The sequence below is a fragment of the Streptomyces sp. NPDC001717 genome (assembly GCF_042892775.1).
GTDB lineage: Bacteria > Actinomycetota > Actinomycetes > Streptomycetales > Streptomycetaceae > Streptomyces.
In genome coordinates, this window is sequence record NZ_JBIAUK010000001.1 from 675,481 (window position 1) to 694,987 (window position 19,507).

Annotated in this window: 6 protein-coding genes; all 6 read right to left on the bottom strand. The window is 72.9% G+C overall.

What is annotated here, in order from left to right:
* Window positions 1-6: 6 nt before the first annotated feature.
* On the bottom strand, window positions 7-216 hold the full coding sequence (locus ACFYZL_RS03370) for an MbtH family protein (RefSeq protein WP_384743038.1): 210 nt from the start codon (window positions 214-216) through the stop codon (window positions 7-9).
* A gap of 275 nt (window positions 217-491) precedes the next feature.
* Complete coding sequence (locus ACFYZL_RS03375) at window positions 492-8,942, bottom strand: amino acid adenylation domain-containing protein (RefSeq protein ID WP_388675577.1); 8,451 nt, start codon at window positions 8,940-8,942, stop codon at window positions 492-494.
* Window positions 8,939-16,669 carry an amino acid adenylation domain-containing protein gene (locus ACFYZL_RS03380; protein WP_388675580.1) on the bottom strand — a complete coding sequence of 2,577 codons (7,731 nt, stop codon included), beginning with the start codon at window positions 16,667-16,669 and terminating at the stop codon, window positions 8,939-8,941. Before ACFYZL_RS03380 ends, ACFYZL_RS03375 begins: the two co-directional genes overlap by 4 nt.
* Window positions 16,666-17,646, bottom strand: a complete 981-nt coding sequence (gene sbnA / locus ACFYZL_RS03385) for a 2,3-diaminopropionate biosynthesis protein SbnA (protein WP_384744391.1) — start codon at window positions 17,644-17,646, stop codon at window positions 16,666-16,668. The genes ACFYZL_RS03380 and sbnA overlap by 4 nt, the downstream gene beginning before the upstream one ends.
* A 21-nt stretch (window positions 17,647-17,667) precedes the next feature.
* Window positions 17,668-18,471: an ABC transporter permease gene (locus ACFYZL_RS03390; RefSeq protein ID WP_384744392.1), complete on the bottom strand. Its 804-nt coding sequence runs from the start codon at window positions 18,469-18,471 to the stop codon at window positions 17,668-17,670.
* Entirely contained in the window at window positions 18,468-19,454 is a 987-nt protein-coding gene (locus ACFYZL_RS03395) for an ATP-binding cassette domain-containing protein (protein ID WP_384744394.1), read from the bottom strand. The genes ACFYZL_RS03390 and ACFYZL_RS03395 overlap by 4 nt, the downstream gene beginning before the upstream one ends.
* Window positions 19,455-19,507: the final 53 nt, after the last annotated feature.

Below are 19,507 nucleotides of genomic sequence, written 5' to 3' on the forward strand. Positions count from 1 at the left end.
TGGTGTTCAGGCCGCGGTGCGGATCAGGGACTTGGGGCGCATGTCGGTCCAGGTGCGCTCGATGTGGTCGAGCGCGGCCTGGCGGGGGCCGGCCGGGAGGACCGTGGTCCAGCCGGCGGGGACGGCGGCGAACTCGGGCCAGATGCAGTGCTGGCCCTCGTCGTTGGTCAGCACCAGGAAGGTGCCGTTTTCGTCGTCGAACGGGTTGTTCTTCATGGCTTCTTTTCTCCGGGTGCGCGTAGGGAAAGTCGTGGGGAATTAGTGGGGGGGGGGGGGGGGATCCGCCGGGTGCGCTCGCCGGTATTAGATGCGGCCGCGCCCCCGCCAAAACCGCAAAGTTTAGAGGTGTGGGGCGATTACCCGCCCCCCCCCCCCCCCCCCCCCCCCCCCCCCCCCCCCCCCCCCCCCCCCCCCCCCCCCCCCCCCCCCCCCCCCCCCCCCCCCCCCGCCGGGAGCGCTCGCCGGAATTCGATGCGAGCGCTCCCGCGCGATCACCGCAATGATTCGAGGTGTGCGGCGATGATCCGGCCGATCGCCCGCTGAGGTTCGGGCCGCATCATTCCGTCGTGGTCGGAGGCGACGCTGTGGTGGGAGATGCGGCCGCCGATGTACGGCTCCCATTCCGCGACCGTCGGGGACTGCCCGTCCGTGCCCTGCGCGGCCGCCACGAAGAGCACGTCCCCGCTGAAGCGGTCCGGCGTGAACTCCGCACTGAGCACCGCGTGGTTGCGCACGATCCGCAGCAGTCGGGCCAGCTGCTCCTCGCCGAGGCCCGCCAGCGGGTTGGCGTCCCGCCGGAACAGGGCCAGGACCTCGGAGAGCGTGGGCTCGCCGCCGGCGAACGCGGCCGCGTCGTACCCGCAGTACTCCAGGATCTTCGCGAGCAGGGCCCGGTCGTCCGGGATGCCGTCCGGCTCGGGGACCGGGTAGCTGTCGAGGTTCGCGAGGAGCGCGACGCGGTGTCCGAGACCTTCGAGGCGGGTGGCCGCCGCATGGGCGAGAAGTCCGCCGAAGGACCAGCCGAGAACATAGTAGGGTCCGGCCGGCTGAATTTCCAGAATTCTGCGTACGTATTCCTCCGCCATTTCCGCGATCGACGACGGAAGCGGTGCTTCCGTGACGATTCCGGACGCCTGGAATCCGTATACCGGGAATTCCTTGGCCAGGTGTTCGGCGAGCCCGAGATAGGGCCAGCTGAGACCCACGCCGCCGTGCAGGAAGAACAGCGGCGCACGGGTGCCGTCGGGCCTGATGGGCAGCACGGTCTCGAAGGCCTCGGTGAGCAGCGAGGGCCGCCGCTCGCCGGTCGAGGAGGGGCCGCTCGCGGCGAGTTCGCCGGCCCGCTCGGCCAGAGTGCGCAGCGCGCGGAACCAGCCCTCGGCCAGCGCCTGCGCGTCGCCCGGCTCCAGCACCTGCCCCGCCCACGTCCAGTTGGCGACCAGAACGGGCCCGTCAGGGCCGTCCTCTACCAGGGCGTCCACCTCGATGACATGGGCGAGCGGCATGCCGCCGGACGTCGCCGCGAACGCCTCCCGCGACTCGGGCGCGGCCGCCCACCCGCCGTCGTACGACTCCACCGCGGCGAAACGGCCCAGGTAGTTGAATCCGAGCTGCGGGTTCACCGCCGGCAGCGGAGCGGGCGCGTCGCCGAGATGGCGCAGGATGCCGTGGCCGAGACCGTGGTCGGGCAGCGCCGCGAGCTGCTCGCGCATCTCCTTGACCGACTGCTCGGCACCGAGCGCGGCGGCCCTCAGCAGCACCGGGTGGGTGCTGGTGAACCAGCCGGCCGTGCGGGAGAGGTCGACGCCCGCGTGCAGTTGTTCGCGGCCGTGGGACTCGACCTCGACGAGCAGGCTCCGGCCGCGCCACTCGGCGACCGCGAGATCGAGGCCGGCGAGCAGCACGTCGTTGACCTCGGCCTGGAAGGCGGCGGGGCCGCGCTCCAGGAGCGGGCCGGTGTGCTCGGCCGGCAGGGTCACGCGCAGCGTCCGGGCCGTGGTGTGGGTGTCCCGGGCCGGATCCAGCGGACGCGCCCCGATCGGCCGCTCCTCACGGGACAGCAGCTGCTTCCAGTACGGCAGTTCGTCGCCGCGGGTCGTGGCCTGCCCGTGCAGCAGCTGCGACCAGTGGCGCAGCGAGGTGCCGACCGGGTCGAGTGCCGTGCCGGGACGTTCGTACGCGGTGAGCAGGTCGGGCAGCAGCACGCGCCAGGAGACGCCGTCCACCACCAAGTGGTGCAGCATCAGGACCAGCCGGCCGAGGCGGCTGTCCCCGCGGTCGATCCACACGGCCTGCAGCGTGACCCCGTCGCGCGGGGCGAGCCGGTCGCGGGCGGCCTCCGACTGCGCGGCGACGGCCCGGCGCAGCAGAGCCTCGTCCGCGTAGGCGTGATGACCGGCGTCGATGCGGGTCACCAGTGGCGCGACCCGGACCGTACCCGGCTCGCCGATCACGAGCCGCCAGTCGCCGGCGCCCTGTCCGATCAGCCGCAGCCGCAGGGCGTCGTGGTGGTCGACGACCCGCTGGAGCGCTGCGGTGAGCCGCTCCAGGTCAAGGCCCGCGGGGGTGGTGAGGACGACGGACTGGTTGAACCCGTCGATCGGGCCACCCTCTTCGAGCAGCCGCAGCATGACCGGTGTGGGTGCCAGTTCGCCCACGCCGTCGTCGGTGCCGACCGTCTCGACCGGCTCGGTCTCGCCGACGGCGCCGGCCAGCGCGGCCACCGACTTGTAGGTGAACACATCGGCCGCGGTGACCCGCAGTCCGGCCCGCCGGGCTCCGGCGACCACCTCGATGGAACGGATGCTGTCGCCGCCGAGGTCGAAGAAGCTGTCGTCGATGCCGATGGAGGGCAGCCCGAGCACGGTCGCGAAGACCGCGCAGAGGGCGCGCTCGGTGTCCGTACGGGGCTGTCGCCCGGGACCGGTCGTGAGGGCCTGCGGATCCGGCGTGGGGAGGGCCTTGCGGTCGACCTTTCCGTTGGGGGTGAGGGGAAGGGCGTCCAGGGTGAGGAACGCGCTGGGCAGCATGTAGCCGGGCAGGGTGGCGGCGAGTGCGGTCTTGGGGTCGTCGGTGGTGCCGATGAGGTAGGCGACGAGGCGTCCGTGGTGGACGGCGGCGGCGGCGTCGGTGATGCCGGGCAGGCGGCGGAGCGCGGTCTCGATTTCGCCGAGTTCGATGCGGTGGCCGCGGATCTTGACCTGGTGGTCGGTTCGCTCCAGGAACTCCAGCTGTCCGTCGGGGCGTTGGCGGACGCGGTCGCCGGTGCGGTACATCCGGGAGCCGGGCTCGATGGCGTGCGGGTCGGCCGTGAAGGTGACGGCGGTCTTGACGGGGTCGTCGAGGTAGCCGTGTCCGACGCCGGTCCCGGCGACGTAGAGCTCGCCGGCTGTGCCCGCCGGCACGGGCTGGAGCCCGGCGTCCAGGACGTACAGGCGGGTGTTGCGGACCGGGTGCCCGATCGGGGCGCGCGAGCCGAGCGAGGTCGCCGGAGTGATGACGGCGTGGGTGACGTCGTCGGAGCACTCGGTGGGCCCGTAGGCGTTCACCAGGGGAACGTGCGGGGCCAGGGCCACCCACTCGCGCGCCAGGTCGGCCGGCAGCGCCTCGCCGGTCACCATCAGGTGGGTGAGCGGCGCGAGTTCGGGGCGGGCCAGGCCGTTGTTCCAGGAGTCGATGGCGGCGCGCAGGAGGGAGGGGACGACTTCGAGGATGGTGACGTGGTCGGTGGCGATGCGTCCGAAGAGTTCCTGGGGGTCGGCGGCGGTGTCGCGGTCGACGACGATCAGGCGTCCGCCGGTGACGAGGGGGGAGAGCATCTGCCATACGGAGATGTCGAAGGTGACGGGGGCGTTGTGGACGATGACGTCGTCGTCGGTGAGGTGGAGGTCGTCGACCTTGGCGAGGAGGTGGTTGACCATGCCGGCGCGGTGGACCATGGCGCCCTTGGGGCGGCCGGTGGAGCCGGAGGTGAAGATGATGTAGGCGAGGTCGTCGGCGCCGCCGATGGGTGTGGCGAGTTCGGTGTCGTGGGCGCCGTCCCATGCGATGACGGTCGGGTTGCTCGATGCGGTGGCCAGGAGTTCGCCGGCCGTGCGGTCGAGTCCGGGTCCGGTGTAGAGGACGTCGGGTCGTGCGTCGTCGAGGAGTGCGGCGGTCCGGGCCCGGGGGGCGCGGAGGTCGAGGGGGACCCAGGCGGCTCCGGCGCCCAGGACGGCGAGGATGCCGGTCACGAAGGGGATTCCGGGCTCGCAGAGCATCGCCACCCGCGACCCGGGACGCACGCCGGCCGCGACCAGGCGGCGACTCAGAGCCGAGGCGAGAGCGACCAGCTCACCGTAGGAAACAGAACCCTGCGGATCCTGCACCGCGAGCCTGTCCGGCTGTTCGGAGGCGTGCACCCGCACCCGCTCCACGACCCCGGAGTACGCCTCCTCGACCGTCGTCCCAGCCCAGCTCGCACGCACCGCCGCGGCCTCGGCCGGCAGCAGCACCTCGGTCTCGCGCACCGGCCGGTCGGGCATCGCGACGAAGGCGCCGAGCAGATGGGTGAGCCGCTCGGCGAAGGACCGCGCGGTCGCCTCGTCGAACAGATCGCTGCTGTACTCCAGGACCGCGTCGATCCCGTCGGCGGCTCCTTCCCCCGTACGCCGTTCGAAGAGCTCGAAGGCCAGGTCGGCCTTGGCGGTCCCCGTGCCGATCAGCAGCGGCTCCGACTCCACGCCCGCCAGCCGCACGGCGGAATCCGGCGTGTTGTGCAGCGTGAGCATCGTCTGGAACAGCGGGTGCCGTGCCAGCGACCGGGTGGGTGCGAGCGCGTCGACCAGGGCCTCGAAGGGCAGGTCCTGGTGCGCGTAGGCGGCCAGATCCGTGGCGCGTACGCGGTCGAGCAGCTCGCGGAAGGTCGGGTCGCCGGACACGTCGGTGCGCAGCACCAGGGTGTTGACGAACAAGCCGACGAGCTCGTCGAGGGCCGGGTCGGTACGTCCCGCGACGGGCGCGCCGAGCGGGATGTCGTCGCCCGCGCCCAGCTTGGACAGCAGGGTGGCGAGCGTGGCCTGGAGCACCATGAACGTGCTCACGCCCTGCGCCCGCGCCAGGTCGCCGACCGCCGCGTGCAGGGCGGCGTCGATACGGAAGTCGACCTGCCCGCCCCGGTGCGTGGGGGCGGCGGGCCGCGGCCGGTCGGCCGGCAGCTCCAGTTCGTCGGGAAGGCCGTTCAGCGCCTCGCGCCAGTAGGCGAGCTGCTCGTCCGATACGGCCGCGAGCAGCTCGCGCTGCCACAGGGTGTAGTCCGCGTACTGCACCGGCAGCGGCGTCCACACCGGCGCCCCGCCCGCACGGCGCGCCTCGTAGGCCCGCGCGAGATCGGCACCCAGCGGGCCCACCGACCAGCCGTCGGCCGCGATGTGGTGCACCACGAGCAGCAGTACGTGCTCCTCGTCCGAGAGCCGGAACAGCTCCGCCCGCAGCGGCAGTTCGGACGCCAGGTCGAAGCCGCGCCTCGCCGCCGCCCGCACCGCGTCCTCGCTCAACGCGGAGACCGGCAGGTCCACCCGTACCGACTCGGCGTCCACGATCTCCTGGCGGGCGCGCCCGTCCGTGTCCGGGTAGCGGGTGCGCAGCGCCTCATGGCGTACGACGACGTCCCGCACCGCCGCACGCAGGGCGGCCACGTCGAGGGCTCCCGTCAGGCGGACGGCGACCGGGATGTTGTACGCGGGATTGTCCGCCTCCAGCTGTGCGAGGAACCAGAGCCGCTGCTGGGCGGGGGAGAGCGGAAGCACGTCCGGGCGCACAGCCGGCGCCGGAGCGGGCCGGGCCTCCCCGGCGTCCGCGACGCGCGCCGCGAGGGCGGCCGGGGTCGGCGCGTCGAAGACCGCGCGGACCGGCAGATCGGCGCCGAGCGCCGTCCTGATCAGGCCGGTGAGACGGGTGGCGAGCAGCGAGTGGCCGCCGAGCTCGAAGAACGAGTCGTCCGGACCCACGGGCGCGGGCAGCCCGAGCACCTCGCCGAACACCTCGCACAGCAGCTGCTCCTGAGGCGTGCGCGGCGCACGGGCCGCGGTGCGCGCACCCTGGGCGGGCGCGGGCAGCAGCTTGCGGTCGATCTTGCCGTTCGCGGTGAGCGGCAGGGCGTCCATCGCCACGTACAGGGCGGGCACCATGTGCGCGGGCAGGGTCTCGGCCAGGTGCGCGCGCAGTGCCCCCGGAGCGGCCGTCCCGACGGTGTAGGCCACCAACTGCGTGCCGCCCGGCAGGTCCTCGCGCGCCACGACCGTCGCCTGGGACACCTCGGGGTGGGCCGCGAGCGCGGATTCGATCTCGCCGAGCTCGATCCGGAAGCCTCGGATCTTGACCTGGTGGTCGGCCCGTCCGATGTACTCGATCTGCCCGTCGGCGCCCCAGCGCACGACGTCACCGGTCCGGTACATCCGGCTGCCCCGCGGACCGAACGGGTCCGGCACGAAACGGGTCGAGGTCAGTGCGGGCCGTCCGTGGTAGCCGCGCGCCACGCCGTCACCGGCGATGTAGAGCTCGCCGACGGCACCCGCCGGAGCGGGACGCAGCGCGTCGTCGAGGACGTACACCTGGGTGTTGGCGATGGGCCGGCCGATCGGCGGCACTCCGCCGCGCTCGCCGTCCAGGGCGGCGGCGGTCGACCAGATGGTCGTCTCGGTGGGTCCGTAGACGTTGGTGACCTCACGGGACGCGGCGCGCAGCGCGTCGGCGAGCGGTTCGCCGACCGCCTCGCCGCCGATCAGGACGCGCAGCGCGGCGAGGCTCTCCGGGTGCTCGGTGACCAGGGCGTGCCACAGGGTCGGGGTGGCCTGCATGACGGTGGCGTCGCTGCCGGTGATCAGGGCGGCGAGCGCGGCCGGGTCGCGTACGGTGTCGCGCTCCGCGAGGACCAGTTCGGCGCCGGTGAGCAGCGGAACGAAGATCTCCAGATTGGAGATGTCGAAGCCGAAGGTGGTGACCGACAGGAAACGGTCCCCGCCCTCGATGCGGAACCGCTCGGCCATGTCGTGCACGAGGTTGATCAGCGCACCCTGGGGGACGACCACTCCCTTGGGCCGGCCCGTCGAGCCGGAGGTGTAGATCGTGTAGGCGGTCTCCAGCGGATCCGGGTCCGCGGTGCCCACCGGCCCGGTGGGCCGCTCCGCGAGCAGGGCGGCCGCCGTGTCCAGGGTCAGGTGGGCGCGCTCGGTGACCGCGGGCAGCGCGGCCGCGACGCCGGTCGTGGTGACCACGAGGGCGGGCGCCGCGTCGTCGAGCATGTAGCCGATGCGGTCGGCCGGGTAGTCGGGGTCGAGCGGCAGATAGCCGGCGCCCGCCTTGACGACGGCGAGCGTCGCGACGATCAGGTCCGTAGAACGCGGCAGAGCGAGCGCCACCAGTGCTCCCGGTCCCGCGCCGCGCGCCACCAGCTCGTGGGCGAGCCGGTCGGCGCGGGCGTGCAGATCCGCGTGGCTCAGCCGCTCGGCCCCGCAGCGCAGCGCGGGCGCGTCCGGGGTGGCGGTGGCGCGCGCCGCCAGCTGCTCGCGCAGGGCGTGGCGCGGGTGGGCGCGGGCGGTGTCGTTGTACGAGACGAGCAGCGTCGTCCGCTCCTGCGCGCCGAGCAGCTCCAGCCGGGAGAGCGGCAGGTCGGCCGTGTCGGGGAGCGTCGCGAGGAGCCGCAGCACCCGCCCGGACAGCGCCGCGGCCTCCTCGGCGGTGACCAGGTCGGGCGCGTGGTCGAGCCGCAGCGTCAGTTCGTCACCGGGCAGCACGAGCAGCGACAGCGGATAGTGGGTGGCGTCGCGGCCCTTGATGCCCGTGACCGTCAGACCGGGTACGGCCGTGCGCAGGGCGTCCGGGTCCAGCGGATAGTTCTCGAAGATCATGACGGTGTCGAACAGCTCGCCGTGGCCCGCGTCCCGCTGGATGCGGGAGAGACCCAGGTGCTGGTGCGGCAGCAGCGCGGTGTGCTGCTCCTGGGCCGACTCCACGACCTCCGCGAGGGTGCGCGCGGCGGGCGTGCGCAGACGTACGGGAAGCGTGTTGATGAACAGGCCGACCATCGACTCGACGCCCGGCAGCTCCGGCGGACGCCCCGACGTCGTGGTGCCGAACACCAGGTCGTCCCGGCCGGTCAGGGCCCCCAGGACGACCGCCCAGACACCCTGCAGCACGCTCGACAGGGTGACGCCCCGCGCACGTGCCCACTCGGTCAGGCGCGCGGTCGACGCGCTGTCGAGGCGGGCGACGTGCTGCTCGGGCAGCACCGGTGCACGGCCGGGCGGCGCCGGTGCGAGCCGGGTGGGCTCCTCCAGGCCGGCGAGCAGCTCCCGGTAGGCCGCCGCCGCGGCCTGCTCGTCCTGGCCGTTCAGCCAGGACAGGTAGCTCTTGTACGAGGTGACGGCGGGCAGCACGGAGGCGTCGCCGCCCGCGGTGTACGCGGTGAAGAGCTCGGAGAGCAGCAACGGCATCGACCAGCCGTCGAGCAGGATGTGGTGGCAGGTGACGAGGAACCGGTGGCGGTCCGTGCCCGTGGCGATCAGGGTGAAGCGGATCAGCGGCGGCCGGCCCACGTCGAACGGCTCGGTGCGGTCCCGGTCGGTCAGCGCCTCCAGATCGCCCGCCTCCCGCACCTCCCGCCAGGGAACGGGCACTTCGCGCGGTATCAGCTGGACCGGCTTCCCGTTCTTGCGGTAGCGGAAGCCCGCCCGCAGATTCGGGTGCCGGGCCAGGACGCCGGCCGCGGCGGCCTTGAGCGCGCCGCGGTCGAGCGGTCCCTCGAGGTCGAGCACGAGCTGGACCGCGTACACGTCGAGTTCCTGCCGGTCGTACACGGCATGGAAGAGCAGGCCCTCCTGCAGTGGCGTCAGCGGCAGTACGTCGCTCAGGCCGCCCGCCTGCCGCGGCCCCTTCGGTGCCTTCCCGGGTGCGGTCGTGCTCATCCTTCGTTCCCCCACTCATCTGCGAATTCGTTCTCGAACTCGTCGATCTCGTCCTGGTCGAGTCCCTCGACGAGCCCCAGGTCCGAGGGCGTGAAGCCGCCGGACTCGGGCCGCGCGGCATGCCCGGCCAGCGCCTTCAGCGCCCTGAACCAGCCGTGCGCGATCGCCTCGGCGTCGGCGTCGGCCACGGTGCGGCCCGCCCACGCCCACTCGGCGACCAGGCGGGGGCCGTCGGGGAGGTCCTCGGTGCGTGCGTTGACGCCGAGTGCGTGCGGCAGCGGCATCTGCGGATCGGTGCCGGCCGCGACGTCCAGCGACTCGGGCGCGACCTGCCAGTCGCCGGGCTCCGAAAGCGCCATCCGCCCCAGGTAGTTGAACCCGAGCTGCGGCGCCGCGCACGCGCCGAGCAGCGCCGCCGAGCCGGCGTCGAGCCGGCTCAGCAGACCATGGCCGATGCCGTGGTCCGGCACCCGGCGCAGCTGCTCCTTGACCTCCTTGAGCGCCTGGCCGAGCGCGGGCCCGCCCGCCCACACCTCGTCCCAGTCGCACAGGCCCACATCGAGGCGTACCGGGTGCGTACTGGTGAACCAGCCCACCGTGCGGGCCAGATCGACGCCGGGCACCACGGGCTCGCGCCCGTGCCCTTCGAGGTCGACGAGCACGTTCTGCGCCTCGCCGCGCCCGCGCCGCCAGTCGGCGACGGCGAGCGCGAGCGCCGTCAGGAGCACGTCGTTGATCTCGGCGTGGAAGGCGGCCGGAACGGTGGTGAGCAGTTCGGCCGTGTACGCGGCGGGCAGTTCGAGCCGCAGCCGGTGAGCCGTGGCCGCGGTGTCCTGCCCGGGGTCGAGCGGGCGCGAACCGATCGGCGGGTCGCCGCCCTCCGACATCTCCTGCCACAGGGGCAGTTCGGCCCGGCGTCCCTCCAGTACGGCCTCGTCGTGCAGCAGGAGCGCCCACTGCCGGAAGGAGGTGCCGACCGGGGCGAGGGGCCGCTCCGGGCGCTCGTAGGCCTGGGCCAGATCGGGCAGCAGGATGCGCCAGGAGACGCCGTCCACCACCAGGTGGTGCAGCGTGAGCAGCAGCCTGCCGGGCCGCCCGGCACCGGCGTCGAGCCACACCGCGCGCAGCACGTCGCCCTTGCCGGGCGCCAGTTCCCGCGCGGCGGCGGCGGCTTCCCCGCGGACGAGGGGAGCCAGGTCGCCGGAGTCGGCCGCGACCCTGCGCAACACGTCCTCGGCCCGTACCGCTCCGGCGTCCCGGATGACGTCGCCGCGTCGGCGCAGGACGTCGTGGTGGTCGAGCAGCGTCTGCAGCGCGGCCGCGATCCGCTCGTACGAGGCCCCTGCCGGCGTCTGGACCACGGCCGCCTGGTGGAAGCCGTCGGTCGGCCCGGGGATCGCGTCGAACCAGGCGGTGATCGGCGTGGCCGGCACCGGTCCGGTGCCGTCCCCGACGCCCACCGTCGCGGTTCCTCCGGCGGCCTGCGCGGCGAGCGCGAGGCCCTGAGGAGTGCGGTGCACGAACACGTCCTGCGCGGTGATCGCAAGGCCCGCTTCCCGTGCCTTGCCGACCAGCTGGATCGAGCTGATGCTGTCGCCGCCGAGGTCGAAGAAGCTCGCGTCGGCGCCCGCCGACTCCAGTCCGAGCACCTCCGCGAACGCCCGGCACAGCGCGGCCTCCCGCTCGTTCGCGGGGGCCAGACCCGAGGTGACCTGCGTGTAGTCGGGCGCGGGCAGGGCCCGGCGGTCCAGCTTGCCGTTGCCGGTGAGCGGCAGCACGTCGAGGACGACGACGGCGCTCGGCACCATGTGCTCGGGCAGTTCGGCGGAGAGGCCCGCGCGGATCTCCCTGACGTCCACGGGAGCACCCGGGGCGACGACGTACGCGACGAGGCGCTTGTCGCCGGGCCTGTCCTCGCGGACGATCACCGCGGCCCGCGCGATGTCGTCCCGCGCGAGCAGGACGCCTTCGATCTCGCCCGGCTCGATGCGGAAACCGCGCAGCTTCACCTGGTCGTCGACGCGCCCCACGTAGTCGAGGCTGCCGTCGGCGTTCCAGCGCACCAGGTCGCCCGAACGGTACATCCGGCCGCCCGGCGTGGTGGCGTACGGGTCGGCGACGAAACGGTTCGCCGTCAGCTCCGGCCGCCGCAGGTAGCCGCGGGCCAGCTGGTCGCCGCCGATGTACAGCTCGCCGGTCACTCCCGGCGCCACCGGCCGCAGCCGTGCGTCCAGGACGTACAGCCGCGTGTTGTGCAGCGGGAACCCGATGGGCGGCTTGACGGCACCGGACAGCGGTTCGCTGATGCTCGCGCACACGGTGGCCTCGGTCGGCCCGTACGCGTTGCGCATCACGCGCCCGCGCGAGAACCGCTCCACCAGCTCCGGCGGACAGGCCTCGCCCGCCACGACCAACTGCACGCCCCCGGGCATCGGCCGGTCGGCCGGCCACGCGGACAGGACCGTCGGCGGCAGGCACACCATGGTGGTGCCGGTGCGCTCCACGAGCTCGGCCAGGGGCGCGCCCGGGCCGCGGTCCTCGGCCGTCGACAGGATCATCGTCGCGCCCGAGAGCAGCCCGATGGAGAGCTCCCAGGACGCGGCGTCGAAGCTGTACGAGGCGAACTGCAGCCAGCGCGTGCCGGGTCCGATGCCCATGCGCGGGCCCTGGTCGGCCACCATCACGGCGACCGTGCGGTGCTCCACGACGACGCCCTTGGGGCGCCCGGTGGAGCCGGAGGTGTAGATGACGTACGCGGGGTCGCGCACGGTCAGCGGCCGCGTCCGGTCGGCGTCCGTCAGCGCGCGGGCGGGCCGTGCCGCGACCGTGGCGCGTACGCCCGGGTCGTCGAGCAGCAGCCGGGTCACGTCCGAGGTGCCCAGACCGGCGGATTCGACGCCCATCGTCAGGGCGAGCGCGGGCCGGGCGTCATCGAGCATGTACGCGATGCGGTCCTGCGGATAGGCGGCGTCGATCGGCAGGTAGGCGGCCCCCGCCTTGAGGACGGCCAGCAGCGCGACGACCATCTCCGGCGAGCGCGGCAGCAGCAGCGCGACCAGGTCGCCGGGCCCGGTGCCGCGGGCGGCCAGCTCATGGGCCAGCCGGTTCGCGCGGGCGTCCAGCTCGGCGTACGACAGGACCGTCTCACCGAACTCCAGGGCCGGGTGCCCGGGCTGCGCGGCCGCCTTGGCCGCGTACAGCTCGTGCACCGGAGCCGGCTCGACGTCCTGCACGGGGCCCACCCAGTCGCCGAGTACGCGCTCCCGCTCGGCCGGCAGCAGGGCGTCGACACGGCCGAGCGGGAGATCGGGGTCACTGGTCAGCACGCCGATGAGGTGGGCGAACCGATCCGCGATCGACCGTGCCGTCGCCTCGTCGAACAGGTCGCTGCTGTACTCCAGGACCGCGTCGATCCCCTCCGGCGTCCCGTCGGACCCGTGCCGCTCCGTCAGCTCGAAGGCCAGGTCCAGCTTGGCGGTGCCGCTGCGGACCGGGACGTTCTCGACGCGCAGGCCGGGCAGGGCGAGGTCGGCGGAGGCGTTGTTCTGCAGCACCAGCATGGTCTGGAACAGCGGCTGCCGGGACAGCGACCGGCTGGGTGCGAGCGCGTCGACCAGGGCCTCGAACGGCAGGTCCTGGTGGGCGTAGGCGGCCAGATCGCTCGTACGGACGCGGTCCAGCAGCTCGCGGAAGGTCGGGTCGCCGGACAGGTCGGTGCGCAGCACGAGGGTGTTGACGAAGAAGCCGACGAGCTCGTCGAGCGCCGGGTCGGTACGTCCCGCGACGGGCGTCCCGAGCGGGATGTCCTCGCCCGCGCCGAGGCTCGACAGGAGCGTGGCGAGGGCGGCCTGCAGCACCATGAAGGTGCTCGCACCCTGGGTGCGGGCCAGCGCGGTGATCGCCGCGTGCAGCCCGCTGTCGACACGGAACCCGACCGTGCCGCCGCGGTGACTGGGCACGGTGGGCCGCGGACGGTCGACCGGCAGCTCCAGTTCCTCCGGGATGCCGGCCAGTGCCGTGTTCCAGTAGGCGAGCTGCTCGTCCGACACGGCATCGAGGAGTTCGCGCTGCCACAGCGTGTAGTCCGCGTACTGGACGGGCAGCGGCGCCCAGTCGGGGGCCGAGCCCTCCCGTCGCAGCGCGTAGGCCTCGGCGAGCTCGCGGGCCAGCGGGGCGACGGACCAGCCGTCGGAGGCGATGTGGTGCAGGACGAGGAGCAGCACGTGCTCGTCGTCGGACAGCCGGAACAGTTCCGTGCGCAGCGGGAGTCCGGCTCCCAGCTCGAAGCCGCGGGCGGCCGCGGCGGCCAGGACCTCGGGCAGCGCCTCGGGGGTGGTCCCGGTGACGGGCAGGGCCACGTGAGCCTCGGCCGGGGGGACGATCCGCTGCCGCGGCCGGCCCCCGGCGTCGGGGAAGACGGTGCGCAGGCTCTCGTGGCGGGCCACGACATCGCTCAGCGCAGCGCTCAGTGCGGCGACGTCCAGGGCGCCGGTCAGGCGTACGGCGAACGGCAGGTGATAGGTCGCCGAACCGTTCTCCAGCTGGTTCAGGAACCACAGCCGCTGCTGGGCGGGGGAGAGCGGCAGCTCGGCCGGGCGCTCGGCGGCCCGGGTCAGCGCGGGTCGCACGGGGGCGTCGGCCTCGTCCAGACGGGCGGCGAGTTCCGCGACCGTGGGCGCCTGGAAGAGCGTACGGATGGAGACCTCGGCGCCCAGCCGGGCCCGGATCCGGGACGCGACCTTGGTGGCGAGCAGCGAGTGGCCCCCGAGGTCGAAGAAGCCGTCGTCGATGCCGACGGCCGGCAGCCCGAGCACGTCCGCGAAGATCTCGCACAGCGCCTGCTCGCGCGGATTGCGCGCGGGGAGCTGCCCGGAGACGGCGGCCGAGGGGTCGGGAGCGGGGAGGGCCTTGCGGTCGACCTTTCCGTTGGGGGTGAGGGGAAGGGCGTCCAGGGTGAGGAACGCGCTGGGCAGCATGTAGCCGGGCAGGGTGGCGGCGAGTGCGGTCTTGGGGTCGTCGGTGGTGCCGATGAGGTAGGCGACGAGGCGCCCGTGGTGGACGGCCGCGGCGGCGTCGGTGATGCCGGGCAGGCGGCGCAGCGCGGTCTCGATTTCGCCGAGTTCGATGCGGTGGCCGCGGATCTTGACCTGGTGGTCGGTGCGTTCCAGGAACTCCAGCTGCCCGTCCGGGCGTTGGCGGACGCGGTCGCCGGTGCGGTACATCCGGGAGCCGGGCTCGATGGCGTGCGGGTCGGCCGTGAAGGTGACGGCGGTCTTGACGGGGTCGTCGAGGTAGCCGTGTCCGACGCCGGTCCCGGCGACGTAGAGCTCGCCGGGGGTGCCGGGCGGTACGGGCCGCAGGTGGGAGTCCAGGACGTACAGACGGGTGTTGCGGACAGCGTGCCCGATCGGCGCGCGGGAGCCGATGTCGCCGCCCGCGTGAATGACGGCGTGGGTGACGTCGTCGGAGCACTCGGTCGGCCCGTAGGCGTTCACCAGGGGGATACCGGGCTCCAGCTCGCCCCACTGGACGGCGAGATCGGCCGGCAGGGTCTCGCCCGTGACCATGAGCGAACGCAGTCCGTCCAGCGAGGGACGGGGGGTGCCCGACTGCCAGGAGTCGATGGCGGCGCGCAGGAGGGAGGGGACGACTTCGAGGATGGTGATGTGGTCGGTGGCGATGCGTCCGAAGAGTTCCTGGGGGTCGGCGGCGGTGTCGCGGTCGACGACGATCAGGCGTCCGCCGGTGACGAGGGGGGAGAGCATCTGCCATACGGAGATGTCGAAGGTGACGGGGGCGTTGTGGACGATGACGTCGGTGTCGGTGAGGTGGAGGTCGTCGACTTTGGCGAGGAGGTGGTTGACCATGCCGGCGCGGTGGACCATGGCGCCCTTGGGGCGGCCGGTGGAGCCGGAGGTGAAGATGATGTAGGCGAGGTCGTCGGCGCCGCCGATGGGTGTGGCGAGTTCGGTGTCGTGGGCGCCGTCCCATGCGATGACGGTCGGGTTGCTCGATGTGGTGGCCAGGAGTTCGCCGGCCGTGCGGTCGAGTCCGGGTCCGGTGTAGAGGACGTCGGGTCGTGCGTCGTCGAGGAGTGCGGCGGTCCGGGCCCGGGGGGCGCGGAGGTCGAGGGGGACCCAGGCGGCTCCGGCGCCCAGGACGGCGAGGATGCCGGTCACGAAGGGGATTCCGGGCTCGCAGAGCATCGCCACCCGCGACCCGGGACGCACGCCGGCCGCGACCAGGCGGCGACTCAGGGCCGAGGCGAGAGCGACCAGCTCACCGTATGAAACAGAACCCTGCGGATCCTGCACCGCAGTCTTCTCGGGCTCGTCGACAGCCAATGCCCGTACACGCTCGACCACCCCGGCGTATGTATCGTCGATCGCGGTGGCGTTCCACCCCGCGCGCAGCGCGGCCGACTCGTCCGGCAGCAGGATGTCCAGCCGGTCGACGACCGCTTCCGGCCCCGCGTCGGCCAGCGTCCCCAGCCAGCCGAACAGGCGGCGCTGGTGGAGTTCGAGCTCCTGCTGCGTGTAGCGCGAGGGATTGGCGTCGAGGCGTACCGCGTAGCCGTCCTCGGCCGAGTCGAGATAGATGATCTGCATGTCCTCGACCGGGCCGGTCGACAGGTTGTGCAGGCGTCCGGCGCACTCGCCGAACGCGTAGTCGAAGCCCGATTCGAGGACGTTGACGGTCGGCCCGAGCGAGCGTCCCGCGTCCCCGGTGAAGCCGAGGTCCCGACGGATCCGGTCGCCCCGGTAGTTCTGGTGGCGCAGTGTGGCGCGCAGTTCGCCCGCGCTGTCGCCCAGGAACTCGGCGACCGTACGGCCGGGCAGCACGCGTACGGGATGCGGCACGAAGTTGGCGCGCATGCCCGGAACGGCGCGGGCGGCCGCCGTCGCACGGGCCGGCACCGCGAGGGTGAGCAGGGCGCGGTCCACGCCGGCCGCCCGCTGGACGTACGCGCCGGTCGCGGCGATCAGCAGCGTCTGCCAGGTGACGCGGGAGTCCCAGGCCAGTGCCCGCAGCCGCTCGACCGTGGCCGCGGGCAGTACGGCCTCGCACCGCAGCGAACTGCGGGCGGGCCCGCCGGGGCGCGGCGAGAGGCTCACCGGTTCGGGCTGCTCCTCGAAGCGGCCGCGCCAGAACTCCTGTTCCTTCAGGTACTTGGCGGTCTCGGCGTACTCGGCCTCGTCGTCGGTGAGCGTGCGCGGATCGGGGAAGGCGCCCTCGGCGTCCGGGTCCGCGTACAGCGCGACGAGCCGGTTGTAGATGAGGACGCGGCTGAACCCGTCGACCAGGATGTGGTTGACCCGGATGTAGAACAGCAGGTGCTCCGGGCCGAGCCGCAGCAGCACCGAACGCAGCGTGCCCGCGGTCAGGTCCGGCGGCGTGAGCAGGTCCTGGCGCATGAACGCCTCGGCGGCGTCGCGCGGTCGCGGCTCCCGGGACAGGTCGAGCGTCTCGACGGGGAAGTCCCCGACATCGGCGAGCTCCTGGCGCGGCTCGCCGTCGAGCTCGGTGAACAGGGCACGAAGGGTGCCGGCCTCCCGCAGCACCCCCTGCCAGGCGGCCGTGAACCGGGCGGTGTCCAGGGGGCCGCGGAGCTCTAGGAAGTCGCCCATGGTGAAGACGGGGTTGCCCGGGTCGGCCTGCTGCCCGTACCACATCTCGCGCTGAGCGGCGGAGAGCGGCAGCTGCCGGGCGGGGGGTGCGGGGATCATGACTGCAGTGCTCCAGTGGAAAGTTCGGACGTTTCGATGCCGTACACGTCACGCACCCAGCTCGGCTGGTAGACGGTGTCGATGTAGCGCTCGCCCAGGTCCGGGGCGATGGCGACCGCCGTGACGTTCTGGCCCGGACGGTGCTCGGCGAGCCAGCGCACCGCACCGCTCACCACCGTTCCGGTGGAGCCGCCGAAGAGGAATCCGCCACGTGCCAGGGTGTGACTGGCGCGCACGGTGTCGGCCTCGGGGACGTGCACGACGTCGTCGATGTACGAGGTGTCGAGCAGCGCGGGCCGTACTCCCGTGCCGAGTCCGGGGATCATGCGCGGGCCCGCCGGTCCGCCGAAGGTGACGGAGCCGACGCTGTCGACCGCGACGACCGTCACCGGCCGCGGCAGCTCCTTGAAGTAGCGGGCGCAGCCCATCAGGGTGCCCGTGGTGCCGGCGCCGATGAACAGCAGCTCCAGGTCGGGGAACTGCTTCTCGATCTGCGGGGCAGTGGTGCGGTAGTGCGCCCGCCAGTTGTCCGGGTTGGCGTGCTGGTTCAGCCACACGGCCCGCGGGTTGTGGGCGAGCAGCGACCGTACGTACTCCAGCCGCGCCGCCAGGAACCCGCCTTCCGCGGCGGGCTCCGTGACGGTGTGCACCTCGCTGCCGAGCGACTCGATGAGCTTGCGCGTCGCGACGTTGGTCCGCGGGTCGATCACGCAGATGAAGTGGTAGCCCTTGGCCGCGGCGATCACGCTGAGCGCGACCCCGAGGTTGCCGGACGACGACTCCACCAGCGTCGAGCCCTTGGTGAGCCGACCGCTGCGCTCGGCCGCCTCGATCATGCTCGCGGCGGCCTTGAGCTTGATGGAACCGGCGAAATTGAACCCTTCGCATTTGAGGTGCAGCGGATATCCGTACATCTCCCGGAGATCTACGTAGAGATCCTCGGTATTGAATTCGTGCGGTGCCGAGATAACCGGCATGATCCCCCCATCAAGACAAGGCTATCGCGTGGCCGATGTGCGGTACACGCGCAGGCTCAGCGGTACGAGAATGGCGACGAGCAGCCCGATGCTCGCCACCGAGACGATCACCGGATGCTCCACCGGGAAACTGCCGGACGCGGCGACGTCGGTATTTCCCCACAATTGCCGACAGGCCTCCGAGACCGCACTGACCGGATTCCATTCGGCGACGGCCTGCAGCCAGCCGGGAAGTCCGGTCAGCGGCATGAACGAGCTGGAGAGGAAGGAGAACAGGACCAGGAGCAGGGCGGCCACGCCGCTGATCGCCTCCAGGTTGCGCATCACCATGCCGAGGAGCGCGCCGACCCAGAGCATGGCGTAGGCGAAGGCGAGCAGCAGCAGGAAGCCGGCCGCGTTCTCGGCGAACGACCCGTGCACGCGCCAGCCGATGGCGAGGCCGGTGACGGCCACGAGCACGATGCTCAGGGCCGCGGCGGCGAGGTCGGCGAGCGTATGGCTGACGAGGACGGTGGCCCGGCCCATCGGCAGCGAGCGGAACCGGTCGATCAGCCCCTTCTCGAGGTCGGCGGCCACACCGATCGCGGTGATGCCGATGCAGGAGAGTCCGATCTGGGCGAACACCCCGGCCATGATGTATTCGCGGTAGCTGCCGCCGGTGTTCTTCACCTCGACGACGGTCGCGAAGAGATACCCCAGGATCACGACCATCGCGACGGGCGTGAGCGCCACACCGATGATCTTCTCCGGGGTGCGCCGCAGATGGCGCAGATGCCGGCCGGTGAGGGCCGCGACGTCTCCGCCGTGGGCAAGCACCGAACTCATAGGGACGCCTCCGCATTCGCTGCGCCGGGGTGCGAGGCCGGCGCGCCCGACAGCTCGCCGGTCAGGTGGAAGAACACGTCGTCGAGCGAGGGCCGCCGCAGGGCGAACTCCTCGACGGTGACGCCCGCGTAGTCGAGTGCGGTCGCGGCGGACGCCAGCGCGCCCATGCCGTCCGGCAGCTGTACGTGGACGGTGCGCTGCCGCTCGTCCAGCTGCGGCGGACTCACCGCGAGCGGCGCGAGCACGGAGGCGGCCTGCGCGAGCGCGGCGGCGTCGGCGACGGCCACCTCCAGGCGCTCGCCCCCGACCTTCCGCTTGAGCTCGTCGGAAGTGCCCTCGGCGATCACCCGGCCCCGGTCGACGACCAGGATCCGGTCCGCGAGGAAGTCGGCCTCCTCCAGGTACTGGGTGGTCAGCAGGACGGTGACGCCCCGGTCGACCTGGTCCTGCACCATCCGCCACAGCGTGGCCCGGCTGGCCGGGTCGAGTCCGGTGGTGGGCTCGTCGAGGAACAGCACCTCGGGCGAGGCGATCAGGCTCGCGGCCAGATCGAGTCGGCGGCGCATGCCGCCCGAGTACTCCTTGGCGGGCTTGTCCGCGGCGGCCTCCAGCTCGAACTGTGCGAGGAGTTCGGCGGCGCGGACCCCCGAGCCCCTGCGGCCGAGCCGCAGCAGCCTGCCGAGCAGGATGAGGTTCTCGCGGCCCGTGAGGAGCTCGTCGACGGCGGCGTACTGCCCGGCGAGACCTATCCGGCGGCGCACTTCGCGTCGCTGCCGCACGATGTCGAAGCCCGCGACGCGAGCCGTGCCGGCATCGGGTTCGAGCAGGGTGGCGAGCATGCGGACCGTGGTGGTCTTGCCCGCGCCGTTGGGCCCGAGCAGACCGAGCACCGTGCCCGCTTCGACCGACAGGTCCACACCGTCCAAGGCGCGGTGGCTGCCGTACTGTTTCGTCAGGCCGGCGGCCTCGATCGCGGTGTTCACGGAATTCCCCCCTTTCATTTCTCAGGTGAATTTCCGAGTTGTTTGGCTGGTGC

What these genes read in the sequence shown, in the direction of transcription:
- ACFYZL_RS03380 (WP_388675580.1), bottom strand. Translation starts at nt 16,669, where the DNA reads ATGATCCCCGCACCCCCCGCCCGGCAGCTGCCGCTCTCCGCCGCTCAG.
- sbnA (WP_384744391.1), bottom strand. Translation starts at nt 17,646, where the DNA reads ATGCCGGTTATCTCGGCACCGCACGAATTCAATACCGAGGATCTCTAC.
- ACFYZL_RS03375 (WP_388675577.1), bottom strand. Translation starts at nt 8,942, where the DNA reads ATGAGCACGACCGCACCCGGGAAGGCACCGAAGGGGCCGCGGCAGGCG.
- ACFYZL_RS03370 (WP_384743038.1), bottom strand. Translation starts at nt 216, where the DNA reads ATGAAGAACAACCCGTTCGACGACGAAAACGGCACCTTCCTGGTGCTG.
- ACFYZL_RS03390 (WP_384744392.1), bottom strand. Translation starts at nt 18,471, where the DNA reads ATGAGTTCGGTGCTTGCCCACGGCGGAGACGTCGCGGCCCTCACCGGC.